Origin of the sequence: Duganella rhizosphaerae (assembly GCF_040364205.1) — a bacterium.
Lineage (GTDB): Bacteria > Pseudomonadota > Gammaproteobacteria > Burkholderiales > Burkholderiaceae_D > Rugamonas > Rugamonas rhizosphaerae.
Genome location: NZ_BPWK01000002.1, coordinates 766,109 through 778,918, shown reverse-complemented (window position 1 = coordinate 778,918; position 12,810 = coordinate 766,109). Strand labels below are relative to the sequence as shown.

16 protein-coding genes are annotated in these 12,810 nt (G+C 63.5%); 6 read left to right on the top strand and 10 right to left on the bottom strand.

The genetic code is table 11. The annotated features are described in order from the left end of the window. The first annotated feature begins 119 nt into the window (after positions 1–119). Entirely contained in the window at positions 120–719 is a 600-nt protein-coding gene (locus RUGAMON1_RS07255) for a hypothetical protein (protein ID WP_445229856.1), read from the top strand. 14 nt (positions 720–733) lie between these two features. Here the strand turns inward: RUGAMON1_RS07255 and RUGAMON1_RS07250 are convergent, their stop codons facing one another. The 8 genes from RUGAMON1_RS07250 to rpsP all read right to left on the bottom strand — a co-directional run bounded on the left by RUGAMON1_RS07250 (position 734) and on the right by rpsP (position 8,124). Further along, entirely contained in the window at positions 734–3,484 is a 2,751-nt protein-coding gene (locus tag RUGAMON1_RS07250; RefSeq protein WP_445229855.1) for a M16 family metallopeptidase, read from the bottom strand. 105 nt (positions 3,485–3,589) lie between these two features. Further along, the gene (locus tag RUGAMON1_RS07245; protein ID WP_445229854.1) at positions 3,590–3,925 is read right to left on the bottom strand and encodes a DUF3579 domain-containing protein; all 336 of its coding nucleotides are present in this window, start codon (positions 3,923–3,925) and stop codon (positions 3,590–3,592) included. 235 nt (positions 3,926–4,160) lie between these two features. Then, on the bottom strand, positions 4,161–5,129 hold the full coding sequence (locus RUGAMON1_RS07240; RefSeq protein ID WP_445229853.1) for a CobD/CbiB family protein: 969 nt from the start codon (positions 5,127–5,129) through the stop codon (positions 4,161–4,163). Between the two features lie 44 nt (positions 5,130–5,173). Next, positions 5,174–5,842, bottom strand: a complete 669-nt coding sequence (locus RUGAMON1_RS07235) for a CoA pyrophosphatase (RefSeq protein ID WP_445229852.1) — start codon at positions 5,840–5,842, stop codon at positions 5,174–5,176. 187 nt (positions 5,843–6,029) lie between these two features. Continuing rightward, positions 6,030–6,416, bottom strand: a complete 387-nt coding sequence (gene rplS, locus RUGAMON1_RS07230) for a 50S ribosomal protein L19 (protein ID WP_008446022.1) — start codon at positions 6,414–6,416, stop codon at positions 6,030–6,032. Positions 6,417–6,535: 119 nt separating this feature from the next. Then, on the bottom strand, positions 6,536–7,282 hold the full coding sequence (gene trmD / locus RUGAMON1_RS07225) for a tRNA (guanosine(37)-N1)-methyltransferase TrmD (protein WP_070358876.1): 747 nt from the start codon (positions 7,280–7,282) through the stop codon (positions 6,536–6,538). A gap of 21 nt (positions 7,283–7,303) precedes the next feature. Beyond that, positions 7,304–7,864 (bottom strand): ribosome maturation factor RimM, encoded by a 561-nt coding sequence (gene rimM, locus RUGAMON1_RS07220; RefSeq protein WP_445229851.1) that lies wholly within the window; start codon positions 7,862–7,864, stop codon positions 7,304–7,306. A gap of 14 nt (positions 7,865–7,878) precedes the next feature. Further along, positions 7,879–8,124 (bottom strand): 30S ribosomal protein S16, encoded by a 246-nt coding sequence (gene rpsP, locus RUGAMON1_RS07215; protein WP_332854645.1) that lies wholly within the window; start codon positions 8,122–8,124, stop codon positions 7,879–7,881. 218 nt (positions 8,125–8,342) lie between these two features. Between rpsP and RUGAMON1_RS07210 the strand changes: the two genes are divergently transcribed. The 3 genes from RUGAMON1_RS07210 (at position 8,343) to RUGAMON1_RS07200 (ending at position 10,423) form a co-directional block, all read left to right on the top strand. Continuing rightward, positions 8,343–8,771, top strand: coding sequence for a TM2 domain-containing protein (locus RUGAMON1_RS07210; RefSeq protein ID WP_445229850.1), 429 nt, complete (start codon positions 8,343–8,345; stop codon positions 8,769–8,771). Positions 8,772–8,785: 14 nt separating this feature from the next. Next, on the top strand, positions 8,786–9,373 hold the full coding sequence (locus tag RUGAMON1_RS07205) for an outer membrane lipoprotein (RefSeq protein WP_445229849.1): 588 nt from the start codon (positions 8,786–8,788) through the stop codon (positions 9,371–9,373). Positions 9,374–9,439: 66 nt separating this feature from the next. After that, positions 9,440–10,423 (top strand): proline dehydrogenase family protein, encoded by a 984-nt coding sequence (locus RUGAMON1_RS07200; RefSeq protein WP_445229848.1) that lies wholly within the window; start codon positions 9,440–9,442, stop codon positions 10,421–10,423. A 22-nt stretch (positions 10,424–10,445) separates the two neighbouring features. On the opposite strand, the gene RUGAMON1_RS07195 is transcribed toward RUGAMON1_RS07200, so the two are convergent. After that, positions 10,446–10,667: a type II toxin-antitoxin system HicB family antitoxin gene (locus RUGAMON1_RS07195; protein WP_445229847.1), complete on the bottom strand. Its 222-nt coding sequence runs from the start codon at positions 10,665–10,667 to the stop codon at positions 10,446–10,448. After that, positions 10,664–10,852 carry a type II toxin-antitoxin system HicA family toxin gene (locus RUGAMON1_RS07190; protein ID WP_445229846.1) on the bottom strand — a complete coding sequence of 63 codons (189 nt, stop codon included), beginning with the start codon at positions 10,850–10,852 and terminating at the stop codon, positions 10,664–10,666. Before RUGAMON1_RS07190 ends, RUGAMON1_RS07195 begins: the two co-directional genes overlap by 4 nt. Positions 10,853–11,011: 159 nt before the next feature. Here RUGAMON1_RS07190 and RUGAMON1_RS07185 point away from each other — a divergent pair, with 159 nt between their 5' ends. Together RUGAMON1_RS07185 and RUGAMON1_RS07180 are read left to right on the top strand one after the other, a co-directional pair. Further along, entirely contained in the window at positions 11,012–11,812 is an 801-nt protein-coding gene (locus RUGAMON1_RS07185; RefSeq protein ID WP_445229845.1) for a 4'-phosphopantetheinyl transferase family protein, read from the top strand. Then, on the top strand, positions 11,805–12,767 hold the full coding sequence (locus tag RUGAMON1_RS07180; RefSeq protein ID WP_445229844.1) for a LysR family transcriptional regulator: 963 nt from the start codon (positions 11,805–11,807) through the stop codon (positions 12,765–12,767). Before RUGAMON1_RS07185 ends, RUGAMON1_RS07180 begins: the two co-directional genes overlap by 8 nt. Positions 12,768–12,810 lie beyond the last annotated feature (43 nt).

Genomic DNA, 12,810 nt, shown 5'->3' with positions numbered 1-12,810 from the left:
GATACTATTTCGGCTCTCTGCTTTTATCTATTTTTGTCATTTCCGAACTCTTTTTTCGGGCGCTGGTCCAACAGAGAGAAATAGAAAACGCCAGCAAAAACCAGATAGGAGAATCAGAGATGAATTTCACAAGGTCTCAAAAAACCTCCCCCAAGGTCCCACCCGCCGCCTATGACGAGCTCTGCGATTTCCTGCGCCAGAGCGGCAGTCCGCTAACGCCCGCCGACGCCATCGCCAGCGCGATCAAGCTATGGATAGCCAAAAGCAGCGACGACGCGGCCCCGTTGCGCGGCTACCAATGGAAGCAGCTGTTCCTGCCGGAAGCCACGCACCTGCGCCTGCACAGCGGCGACAACTGGTACATCGCCGAGATCATCGGCGACGACCTCATCTTCCGTGGCGAGTCGGTCTCGCCGAATCAGATGGTACAACAAGTGTGCGGCGATGCACGCAACGCCTGGAACGAACTCTGGATACGCTTCCCGGGTGAAAAAAACTGGACCAAAGCCGCCCAACTGCGCGCCCGCCAGAACCAGCTGTCCGCCAAGGCGCCCTTGTCGCCGGCCGACGCGATGGCCGCCGCCGCCAAAGCCATGAGCGCCGCACTGAGCACGGCGCTGACGCTGGTCGAACACGCGAACCACCAGTCGCAAAACACGCTGGAACGCCGCCTGCCCCGCTACCGCCGCACCCACGACCAGCTGGACGACATTCATTGACACCGCAGGTCTGGCTATTTCGCACTCGCGGCCGATGCCGCACCTTTTGCCTTGGCCTCATCGCCCGCCGTCACCACCGTCAGCCTGGCCGGATCGACAGCCTTGCGGAAGGCGGCGTTGACTTGCGCCAGCGTGGCCGCTTTCAGCTTGTCCTCGTATTCCTTGCTCCAGCTGTAGGTGCGGTTCATGTACAGGTTGCGCGTCCAGCCTGCGGCCAGCACGCTGTCCTTGGAACGGTTCTGCACCCGCTGCTGCAACAGGCCCGATTTGGCGCCCGCCAGTTCGGCCGCCGTGAAGCCATCCTTCACCGCGCGCTCCAGCTCCTGCCGGATCGCCGCCTCCAGCTTCTTCAAATTTTGCGGCGCGGCGATGGCGTCGATGCCGAAGCTGCCGGCGCGGTCGATCTCGCCCGCCTGCAGGCCCGAGCCGCCGCCGTAGGACAAGCCATCCTTCTGCCGGATGCGGTCCATCAGGCGCGACTTCAAACCGCCTTCGCCGAAGATGTAGTTGGCCAGGTCCAGCAGCGGATAGTCAGGATCATTGACGTTCAGGTCCAGGTTAAGGCGCGCGGTGTAGAAGCCGTTCTCCTTGTCCGGCGCGTTGATGGCCTTGTGCAGCGGCGCCTTGTCCTCGTTGGTCGACGTGATCGGCGCGTAGGCCACCTTGCTGTCCCAGCCGCCAAAACTGTCGGCGATGGTCTTGCTGATCGCAGCCTTGTCGAAATCGCCGACGATCGCCAGCTCGCCGTGATTGGCTCCGTAGTAATCGCGATGGAAGGCGATCACGTCCTCCAGCTTCAGCGCCTTCACCGCCGCCAGCTGCTCATCGACCGTCATCGGCGCGCGCACATCACCCTTCGGATAGTGGTTGAAATACAGATCCACCTCCGTGCGCGCCAGCGCTTGCGGCTCATTGCGCGAGGCCTCGATCCCCACCAGCCACTGCTGGCGCAACTGCTCGAACTCCGCCGCCGGGAAACTGGCCTCCTTCAGCACATGCGCGACCAGCCGCAGCGCCGCATCCAGGTTCGGCCCCGTGGTATCGAAGCGATACAGGCTGCCGGAAATCTTCAGCTTCGCGAAGGCGTCGGCCAGCTGCTCGCGGCTGTACTTGCTGGTCCCGCGCATCAGCATCTCGCTGGCCGCGTTCGAGACGATGGCGGTGTTGAACAGGTTTTTCTCATCGCCCCAATGCAGTTGCAAGTCCACCGACACCGCCTCGCCGCGATTCTTCTTGTTCAGCAGCGCGACCTTCAAGCCGCCGATGGTCTTGATCTCGGTGCGCGCATTGATATTGGCCTGGCTCGGATCGAACACCTCCGACGTCAGCACGCTGTCCTTGCCCTTGAAGTCCTTCATCACCTCCGCCACCGAAGGCGCGGGCGGGATCTCGGCGCGCAGCGGCGCATCCTCCGGCACGAAGCTGCCCACCACGCGGTTGTCGCGCTTCAGATAGCGTCCCGCCGCGGCGGCCACCTGCTCCGGCGTGATGCTCGGCAGCTTGTCGCGGCCCTCGAACAACAGACGCCAATCGCCCAGCGCGATCTCCTCGGACAAACTCACGCCCACCCGCTGCGGATCGTTGAGCGACTTCTCGATGCCGTTGGCGAAGTTGCGCCGCGCCCGCTCCATCTCCTCCGCAGTAGGCGGCGTGCTGGCGAAGCCCTCCACCGTCGCGATCAGCGCATCGCGCACCGGCTCCAGCGGCTCGCCCGCCTTCACCACCGCGCCGATGATCTGCAAGCCCGGCGCATAGCCGGTCTGGCCGAAGCTGAACACCTGCGCCGCCTTGCCGCTCTCCACCAACGCCTTGTGCAGGCGGCCGGTCGGCGTGTCGCCCAAAATCTCGGACATGAAACTCAGCGCATCGCTATCCTGCTGCAAGGCCGATGGAATCTTGTAACCCAGCGCGATCACCTGCATGTCGCCCTTGCGGCGCACCACGAAGCTGCGCTCCCCGTCCTGCGTCGGCTCGACCGTCCAGAACGGCGGCAGGCTGCGCTTGGGTTTCGGGATCACGCCGAACGATTTGCTGATCCACGCCAGCGTCTGCGACGGCTCGAACTTGCCGGCCACCAGCAGCACCGCGTTGTCCGGCTGGTAGTAGGTGCGATAGAAAGCCTGCAGATTCTCGATCCGCACATTCTCGATATCGCTGCGGTTGCCGATGGTCGAACGGCCGTACGAATGCCAGTCGTACGCCACGCTCTGCATCCGCTTGAGCAGCACCGAGAACGGATCGTTCTCGCCGCTCTCGTACTCGTTGCGCACCACCGTCATTTCGGAATCGAGGTCCTTGCGGGCGATGAAGGAGTGCACCATGCGGTCCGCCTCCATGTCCAGCGCCCACTTCAGGTTGTCCTGGCTGGCCTGGAACACCTCGTAGTAGTTGGTGCGGTCGTAGGAGGTGGTGCCGTTGAATTCCATGCCGCGGTTGGCGAATTGCTGCGGAATGCTGCGGTTCTTCGGCGCCCCTTTGAACATCATGTGCTCCAGCAGGTGGGCCATGCCGGTCTCGCCGTAGTTCTCGTGCCGCGAGCCGACCAGGTAGGTCACGTTGACCGTCACCGTCGGCTTGGACGCGTCGGGAAACAGCAGCACCTTCAAGCCGTTCGGCAAGCGGTACTCGCTGATGCCCTCGACCGAAGGCCCCTTGACCACGCCGGCCGGCAAGGCCTGCGCCCACGCGCTGCCGGTGGCGACAAAGGACAAACCGCACAGCATCAGGCTGGCGGCGGCGGCGTGTTTCAAACGGCTGTTGTTCATGGTCTCTCGCGAAAAAAACTGAAGAACAGGCAGCATACGCCCTACCCCGCCCTCGTGGGTAGACGCTTAAGCAAATTTTAAAACACGGGGAGAGTCAGGCCAGGGTCAGGCTTTTTCAGGCAGGATGCAGGCGTCGACCATTTGCAGGTCGTTGTCCTTGGCGAAGGAGATGACGAAGTGATAGGCCAGCGGTTCGAGCTGGCGCAGCTTGCCGTTGACCACCACCGACTTGACGCCATTGATGACGGTCGGCGTGACATACGGCGAGAACTGCAAATGGGAGTCGCGGCCGCCGCCATAGCCTTCCGGCTTGAAGCAGGACATCACGCCGCACAGGCGCTCGGCCCAGTCGCTGGGACGGAATTGCCTGCCATTGCTGGTCTGGCCGAGGATGAAGAACGAATCCTGCTGTTCTGACGGTTTTTGAACTGACTCTGCCATAGGCGGCTGCTTATGAGTAGATACTTGTTGGTAACAAGAATGCGTGGAAGATCCCGACGGGTGGCTCGGGCGGATATCATTCTGTAAGATTCTTACGTATTATATCTTATAGAAGACCTGAATACGTAAGTCATTGATTTCAATCCAGATTCCAGCGCGATTAACCACTTTGGTGCAGAATAATCATCATTCTGCACCACAGCAATGCCGCTATTGTACCCGTGTTCGCGCCGCGTTACGGGGTCGCCCCGAGCCAGACTGCGCCGGACAACAGCAATAACAACATCATCCACAGCAGCAAGGCGCGCCACACCAGGCCCACCGTGCTTTGCAGCGCCCGCACGCTGGGCTCCTCGCCCGGCAGCATCTCCGGCTCCTCGTCGCCGATGTCCACGGTGGCGGCATCGGCCGGCAGCACCTTGGCGGCGTTCTCCGCCGGCGACCCCAGGCGCACGCCCATCGCGCCGCCGCCGGCCGACAGGATGATGCCGATCGCCTCGTCCGCCCAGCGGTGGGCGAAGTTGCGCCAGGCGTAGATCGCGTCCTCGAAATTGCCGACCACCGCGAAGGCCACCGCCGTCAGGCGCACCGGTATCCAGTCGATCCAGTAGAAGGCGCGCGCGGCGAACTGGCCGAAGGCTTCGTTGCGCATGTGCTCAGGCTCGTTCCAGGCGCGCGCCAGGTGCTCGGACACGCGGTACATCACGGCGCAGGCAGGGCCCAGCGGCATCAGGAACCAGAAGAACACGCCGAACACATTGCGGTGCGTGGTGATCAGCGACTTCTCGACCGCCAGGCGGGCGATCTCCGACGCTTCCATGCCCACCGTGTCCTGCCGGGTCCATTCGGCCAGCAGCGCGCGCGCGGCGGCGTCGTCGCCGGCGTTGAGCGCCAGCTGGATCGAGGTGAAGTAATGGCTGTAGTGGCGGAAGCCCAGGGTCAGGTAGACGATCAGCACGTTCCACGCGAACGCCGCCAGGAACCAGTTGTAGTGCTTCAGCACCCAGTAGATCAGCGCCGTCGGCACCATCAGGATGGCCATCATCAGGAACCAGCCCATGCGGCCGTGGGTCGAGTCGCCGGCGTTAAACCAGGTCTCCATCCGCAACGCCAGGCGCTTGATTTCGGCGTAGATCGGATTGTCCGCGCGCAGCGGCTTCATTTGCTCGATCAACAGCGCGCATAGAATGGAAAGAAAAGTCATTAGTGATCCTTTGAGTCGGCAGTCGCTACGATAGCCTAGTGCAGTTAAGCACGCAAGAAATGGAACAGGTTGCGCAGCATGCCGGCCGTGGCGCCCCAGATGTAATAGTCGCCATACGGCATGGCGTAGAAGCTGCGCCGCCCGCCCGGCAATTGCACCGACAGCCGCTGATGGTTCAGGCCATCCATCAAAAAGGCCAGCGGCACTTCGAAGATCTCCGCCACTTCGGACGGATCGGCGGTCAGCTCGAACGGCGGCGCGATCAGGCCCACCACTGGCGTGACGCAATAACCGGTGCCGGTCAGATACTTGGGCAAGGTGCCCAACACGTCGACATGGCGGCGCGCCAGTCCGATCTCCTCCTCCGACTCGCGCAGCGCGGTGTCGACCACGTCGCTGTCGTAGTCTTCGGCACGGCCGCCGGGAAAGCTGATCTGCCCGCCGTGATCGGTCAGGTGCGCGGTGCGCTGGGTCAGCAGGATGGTCAGGCCGTCCTCGCGCAACACCAGCGGGATCAGCACCGAGGCCGGCGTCGGCGTCGCCCGCTGCGACAGGCTGCCCAGCGATTCCTCGGCGCCCTCGGGCGTCCAGAGCGGCTGCTCGATGAAGCGGCCACGCAGCCACGAGGGCGTCAAACGCTCCGGCGCGACGGCGGGTTCGCCGGCGATGGCATCAACGGGGAGTTCTTTCGGGTCGAATAACGGCTTGGCCAAACACTACCTCCACTAGAGAAGTTGTTTCAAAATGATCGCAGCTAGGCGTGGCGCCGAAGACAGTGCGAATGCACGGCGAGGGCCACGCCGCAGGGGTGGCGAAACAACGACGCTGCGGTCATTTTGAAGCAACTTCGAAAAAAGGGGCGCCAGTGGCGCCCCTTTTATCCAAACACAAACGCAGCTATTAAGCGGCGGTTGCTTTCGCCACTGGGCGACGGTTTGGCAGTTTTTCCTTGATACGTGCCGATTTACCGGAACGATCACGCAGGTAGTACAGTTTAGCGCGACGTACGTCACCGCGGCGTTTCACTTCGATCGAAGCGATCAGCGGGGAGTACAGCTGGAAGGTACGCTCGACGCCTTCGCCGGACGAGATCTTACGAACGATGAAGTTCGAGTTCAGGCCACGGTTGCGACGGGAGATGACCACGCCTTCGTAAGCCTGGGCGCGCTTGCGGGTGCCTTCGACTACGTTAACGTTGACGATCACGGTATCGCCAGGTGCAAAGTCAGGGATGCTCTTGCCCAGGCGAGCGATTTCTTCTTGCTCGAGTTGTTGAATCAGATTCATTTAGATGACTCCATAAACCATCGTGCTGGCGCGCTATGAGTCGAAACTCGATGCCCAGTAGAGGATGGGGTTAAACAACCATGCGGACGACATGTCCGCCGGCTTCTACGACAACAGGTTTACAAACCTGCCAAAAACTTTTCGTCAAGCTTGGTGAGCTGCCCTGCCTCACGCGCCTTGACCAGCAAATCCGGGCGCTTGCGCGCGGTCGCCTCCAGCATGCGCTGGCGGCGCCATTTCTCGATCTCGGCGTGGTTGCCGCCCATCAGCACCGGCGGCACGCCCACACCCTCATACGTTTCCGGCCGCGTGTAGTGCGGCGAATCCAGCAGGCCGTTGACGAAGCTGTCCTCGATCGCCGACGCATCCGTGTTCAACACGCCGGGAATCTGGCGGATCACGGCATCCATCAAGGCCATCGCCGGCAGCTCGCCGCCGGACAGCACGAAATCGCCAAGGCTGATTTCCTCGTCGATGCAACGGTCCAGCAAACGCTGGTCCACCGCTTCGTAGCGGCCGCACAGGATCACCAGACCGGGCTCCTGCTTCAGCTGCATCACGCGCTCGTGCGTCAACTGCTTGCCCTGGGGCGACATGAACACCACGCGCGGCGCGGGCAGACCGGCATCGGTCTGGCGCTGCTTCGCCGCGTTGAGCGTCGCTTCCAGGGGTTTGGCCAGCATCACCATGCCGGGGCCGCCGCCATAGGGGCGGTCATCCACGGTGCGGTGATTGTCGGTCGTGAAATCACGCGGATTCCACAACGACAAGCCACATTTATTCTGTTCGAACGCGCGCCGGGTGACACCCGACTGCGTCAGTGCGGCGAACATTTCAGGGAACAGGGTCACGACATCGAATTGCATGGCGGGCCGCCCTTATGTTCTTTAATAATCAAGGCCCCAGTCGACAGTGATCTTCTTTGCGGCCTTGTCTACCTTGATGACAAACGCGTCCACAAATGGAATCAGGCGCTCTTGCGCCACAGCCTCTGGATCGGCATCTGGCGTAGCGGCTGGCTGTATGCGCAAGATCGACTGCGGACCATTGCTCATCATGTCAGTCACCGTACCGAGGTGCTCACCTTGCAAATTCTCTACTTCCAGACCAATCAACTCGGTCCAGTAAAACTCATCGTCGGACAAGGCCGGGAAACGACTGCGCGGAACCGAAACAGCTGCACCCTTGAGCGCTTCTGCCACGTCCCGATCGGTCACTCCCGCCAGCTGTGCCACCACGTCGCCGCCATGCAGCTTGCACTGCTTGACTTCGACATCGCGCAAGCTAGGCTTGTCGATCCACCAGTTTTTTACCGACAGGAGCGCATCCGCATCTTCCGAGAAAGGACGTATCCTCACCCAGCCAGCGACGCCGTAAGCACCGAAGACAAAGCCTACCTGTGCCAGATCGTCGGGGATTTGCACCCCGGATGCATTCTTATCGGTCAAACCAGCAACCAGACTTAAACAGCTTTGTTCGAAGCTACCAGGCGAGCCACGGTAGGCGACAATTGTGCGCCAACCGATTGCCAGTGAGCCAGACGGTCAGCGGTGATGCGCAGTGGCACTTCGCCACCGGATGCCATCGGGTTGTAGAAACCGATGCGCTCGATGAAACGGCCATCGCGACGATTGCGCGAGTCGGTTGCAACGATGTTGAAGAACGGACGCTTCTTGGCGCCTCCACGAGCTAAACGAATAACGACCATAATATTTCCAAAAAGTGTGCTAGGACGGAAAAAGCCGCAAATTATAGCGCGCTTTGCCGCGAAGCAGCAAGCGTTAATGAAATAATCGGGCAGATTGGGGTAATCGAAGATTATCCCCCGAACCGGCGTGCGGGGCAATAGCCTTGTCCATAAAAAAGGTCCGCCGGGGCCCGTATTATGACCGATACTGCATGTTTTCCGTCTACTGCCGAACAAACATGACTGTTTCGCACCACACATCGCACAAAAACAAGACCTTCGCCACCCTGCTGGCCTTCCTGGTTGGCGGCCTCGGCCTGCAACGGCTGTACCTGCGCGGCCCGCGCGACCCCTGGCTGTGGGCCCACCTGGCCGCGCTGCCGGCATCGGCCGCCATCGCCGCCGCCTGGCCGGACGCCGACGGCTTCTACAAGCTGCTGCCCATCATGCTCTCCGGCCTGGTCGGATTCCTCGAGGCGCTGGTGCTGGGCCTGATGTCCGACGAGAAATGGGATGCCCGCTTCAACCCCGGCTCCGGCAAGCAGTCGGACACCCACTGGCCGCTGGCCGTGGTGCTGGTGGCCAGCATGATGATGGGCGCGGGCAGCCTGATCGCCACGATTTCCCGTCTATTTGACTTGTTGTACACTGGTGGTTCCTACGGTTAATAAGGAGAAAAAGCATGAACCGTTCTATTCTGGCAGCACTGCTGCTGGCCGGCCTGGCCTCGTCGGCCATGGCACAAACCCCCAAAGAGCAATTCAACGCGGAATCCAAGCGCCTCGCCACCCGCTACGCGGATGACAAGAAGCTGTGCTCGGAAGAAAGCAACTCGGCGGCCCGCATGCAATGCACGCGCGACGCCAAATCCGAATACGATAAATCGCTGGCGCTGGCCAAGGCCCAGCTCAAAGCCAGCCCAGCCAAACCGGGCAGCTGCATGGAATGCGGCAAGGTCACCTCGGTGGTGGTCAGCGAGAAGGCCGGCGAAGGCAGCGCGCTGGGCGTGATCGCCGGCGGCGTCGCCGGCGCTTTGCTGGGCAACCAGGTCGGCAGCGGCCACGGCCGCGAACTGGCCACCGTCGCCGGCGCGGCCGGCGGCGCCTATGCCGGCAAGAAGATCGAAGAGAAGGCCAAATCCAGCCAGCAGTGGACCGTGCACGTGCAATACGACGACGGCAAGCAGGTCAGCTTCAACTTCGACCACGATCCGCGCCTGATGAGCGGCGATCGGGTCCGCAACAACAACGGCAACCTGGTCCGCAACTAGGTAAAATCAAAACAGCCTCCGGGCTGTTTTTTTTCATTCGACCATTACTGGATTACTGGAGACTCCGTGCACCAACCCGCCTTCCCCGCCCAATGGCAGCCGCTGGTAGACCAGGCCGCCACCACCCTGCGCGCGCTGGCGCTCGACGAGAGCGCCAAGGAAAAGTTCTGCAACGATCCGCTGCTGCGCCCTTACATGCACAAGGTGTCGCAGCGCTACGTGGCCGGCCGCACCGTGGCCGAGGCGCTGCAGCGGGTCGAGCACATCATCGCCCAGGGCCACGCGGCCTCGGTCGAATACATGGGCGAGAGCGTGCGCGACGAAGCTTTCGCGATGGCCGAGACCGAAGTATTCATGGAATTGACCCGCGCCATCGGCCAGCGCAACCTGAACTGCTCGGTCTCCTTCGACCTGTCGCACGTGGGCCTGACGGTGGATAAGGAGCTGGGCTACCGCAACGCCCGCCGCATCGCGCTGGCCGCCGCCGAGATCAACCGCGAAGTGATGATCTCGATGGAAGCGGCCGACCGCGCCGACGACATCTACGCCATCTACGCGCGCCTGCACAAGGAAGAAGGCTTGCACAACGTCGGCATCACCGTGCCGGCCAAGCGCCACCGCACGGCGCGGGACCTGCCCACGTTGATGAAGATCCCCGGCCGCATCCGCCTGGTGAAAGGCGCCTTCCTGGAAGCGCAAGACGTCTCGCACCACCGCAACAGCCCGGAACTGGCCGCCGCCTACCGCCGCTACGCGCAAGAGCTGCTGTTGAGCGGCCACAAGTGCTCGATCGCCACCCACGACCGCAGCATCCAGCAGGACGTCAGCGCGCTGATCCTGAAGGAACGCATCGACCCGCGCTGGTTCGAATTCGAATCGCTGATCGGCCTGGGCACCGAGCAGATCGCCGAACTGCACGCGCGCGGCTTCCCCACCCGCGAGTACGCGGTGTTCGGCGACGAGCACTTCCTCTACGTGCTGAACCGCATCGCCGAGGAACCGGTGCGCGTCTACCAGGCCATCGTCGACGTCATGGGCGCGGCGACCTGAACTACCGGCACGACCGCGCCATTCAGGCGGCCACGTCCACGTAAGCGACCAGGCTGGCGGGCGCCGGGACGGGCAATCCATCTTCACGCATGCCGTCGAGGTGGAAAGCAATTGCCTCTCTAAGGGAGGACTCCACTTCCGCCACGGTGTCGCCGGTGGCAACGCAACCAGGCAAGTCCGGCACATAGGCCGAGTAGTTCCCGCCGGCTTTTTCAATCACGATGGCATAACGAACCGTATTCATTTTTTCAACCCCGCCTGCTTGAGGATACTGTTAAGCGTACCGGGCGCCAAATCGTCGCTCAACTTTCCAGGAACGGTGACCCGTCCGGACTTGACGGCATGTTTGAATTGACGATGACTGCCCTGAATATTCACTATATCCCAACCGTCGTTCAGCAGCATTTTAATTACGGTGCGCACTTTCATCCACCGAGCTTAGCGGGCCATTGACGCGGCAAACCGACTTGCCGCAAACTTGGGCGCGATCGTCGCTCCACTTTTTCCGGAACGATCACCGGATCTCGGAACAACAATATGGTTGGTTCTGGACTTTTGCACCGACGCCCCACACACAATGGAAACCGCATGCGCCACAGTCCTCCCTTCGGCACCACGATCTTGCCGGCCGACGCAGCCGTCGTCTGGCTGGCGCGACCGGGCCTGCACGACCCGGCGCGGCTGGAAGCGCGCTACCTGCCGCTGCTCGACGACGACGAACGCGCGCGCCACCGCCAGCTGCTGCGCCCCGCCGACCGCCACGCCTACCTGGCGGCCCACGCGCTGCAGCGCCTGGCGCTGGCGGCCTGCACCGGCCTGGCGCCGGCGCAGCTGCGCTTCCGCCGCGGCCCGCGCGGCAAACCCAGTCCCGAGCTGCCGGCGCCGCACGCCGCGCTGGCCTGCAATCTCAGCCACACCTCCGGCCTGGTCGGCTGCGTGCTGACGCGCGCCGGCGCCTGCGGCCTCGACATCGAAACCGTCCGCCCGCTGGACGACATGGAACAGATCGCCCGCCTGGTGTGCTCGCCCGACGAACTGGCCCAGCTCGCCGGCCTGGCGGACCATGCCCGCCAGCGCCGTTTCTTCACGCTGTGGACGCTGAAGGAAGCCTACGCCAAGGCCACCGGCGAAGGCATCGCCATCGACCTGACCCGGGTCGCGTTCGCGCCCGACGCGCAACCGCTCCGCTGCCGCCTCGGCGCCGCCCCGGCCGGCGACGACTGGCGCTTCCACTCCGAGCAGCTGGCCGGCGGCCACGCGCTGGCCGTGGCCCTGCGCGGCGCGGCGGCCGGCGCCACCGTCACGCTGCAAGAAGTGCGGCTCGACGCCGCCGAACCGGGTAACATTGCGTTCTCGTCAACTATCCATCGCCTCAATCTCAATGCATAGCAAGCCGCCGACCCTGACCGCCCCGCCCGAAATCGACTGGCACCTGATCCGCATCTTCCTGGCGGTGGTCGACAGCGGTTCGCTGACGGCCGCCGCCACACTGCTCGGCACCAGCCAGCCCACGCTGAGCCGCCGCATCGAGGAGCTCGAGCTGCACATCGGCATGTCGCTGTTCGAACGGGCCGCGCGCGGCCTGCGCCTGACCGCGGCCGGCGAGGCGCTGCTGGAGCCGGCGCGCCAGATGCGGCTGGCGGCGCAGTCGGTGTCGCTGACCGCGCTCAGCCATACCCAGCAGCTCGACGGCACCGTGCGCCTGACGGCCAGCGAAATGACCTCGGCCTACCTGCTGCCCGACATCATCACCCGCATCCGCAACCACCATCCGGAAATCCAGATCGAAGTGGTGGTCTCCAACCACGTCGAAAACCTGCTGGAGCGCCAGGCCGACATCGCGCTGCGGCACACCGACGTCAGCCAGAACGGCCTGATCGCGCGCCGCATCGGCCAGCTCGACATCGGCGCCTACGCCCACGCCGACTACCTGGCCGCGGTCGGCGGCCGCGTCGACCCCACCTGCCTCGACCGCTATCAGTGGATAGGTTACGACACTTCCGACGCGCTGCTGCGCGGTTTCCGCGACGCCGGCATCCCGGTCAAGCGCGACTTCTTCGGCATCCGCTGCGACAACCACATCACCGGCTGGCAACTGGCGCTGGCCGGCGCCGGCATCTGCCTGGCGCCGTGCATCGTCGCCGGCCAGGCGCCGCAGATGCGCATGGTCATGCCGCGCTCGGCGATCCCGCCGATCCCCCTGTGGCTGACCGCGCACCGCGAGCTGCGCAGCAGCCGCCGCATCAAGATCGTGTTCGCCATGCTGGTCGAAGGCCTGCGCGCCGCGCTCGGCCAGGAAGGCGTGCCCGGCCGCGCCGCCGCCGCCGACCCCGACCTCGCCTGATCCGCCCTCCGCCGCCTCCCCCACCTCCCCGCCTCCCCCGCCA

What these genes read in the sequence shown, in the direction of transcription:
- RUGAMON1_RS07195 (WP_445229847.1), bottom strand. Translation starts at nt 10,667, where the DNA reads ATGAATACGGTTCGTTATGCCATCGTGATTGAAAAAGCCGGCGGGAAC.
- RUGAMON1_RS07245 (WP_445229854.1), bottom strand. Translation starts at nt 3,925, where the DNA reads ATGGCAGAGTCAGTTCAAAAACCGTCAGAACAGCAGGATTCGTTCTTC.
- RUGAMON1_RS07180 (WP_445229844.1), top strand. Translation starts at nt 11,805, where the DNA reads ATGCATAGCAAGCCGCCGACCCTGACCGCCCCGCCCGAAATCGACTGG.
- RUGAMON1_RS07185 (WP_445229845.1), top strand. Translation starts at nt 11,012, where the DNA reads ATGCGCCACAGTCCTCCCTTCGGCACCACGATCTTGCCGGCCGACGCA.
- RUGAMON1_RS07250 (WP_445229855.1), bottom strand. Translation starts at nt 3,484, where the DNA reads ATGAACAACAGCCGTTTGAAACACGCCGCCGCCGCCAGCCTGATGCTG.
- RUGAMON1_RS07240 (WP_445229853.1), bottom strand. Translation starts at nt 5,129, where the DNA reads ATGACTTTTCTTTCCATTCTATGCGCGCTGTTGATCGAGCAAATGAAG.
- RUGAMON1_RS07205 (WP_445229849.1), top strand. Translation starts at nt 8,786, where the DNA reads ATGAACCGTTCTATTCTGGCAGCACTGCTGCTGGCCGGCCTGGCCTCG.
- trmD (WP_070358876.1), bottom strand. Translation starts at nt 7,282, where the DNA reads ATGCAATTCGATGTCGTGACCCTGTTCCCTGAAATGTTCGCCGCACTG.
- rplS (WP_008446022.1), bottom strand. Translation starts at nt 6,416, where the DNA reads ATGAATCTGATTCAACAACTCGAGCAAGAAGAAATCGCTCGCCTGGGC.
- RUGAMON1_RS07210 (WP_445229850.1), top strand. Translation starts at nt 8,343, where the DNA reads ATGACTGTTTCGCACCACACATCGCACAAAAACAAGACCTTCGCCACC.
- rpsP (WP_332854645.1), bottom strand. Translation starts at nt 8,124, where the DNA reads ATGGTCGTTATTCGTTTAGCTCGTGGAGGCGCCAAGAAGCGTCCGTTC.
- RUGAMON1_RS07190 (WP_445229846.1), bottom strand. Translation starts at nt 10,852, where the DNA reads ATGAAAGTGCGCACCGTAATTAAAATGCTGCTGAACGACGGTTGGGAT.
- RUGAMON1_RS07255 (WP_445229856.1), top strand. Translation starts at nt 120, where the DNA reads ATGAATTTCACAAGGTCTCAAAAAACCTCCCCCAAGGTCCCACCCGCC.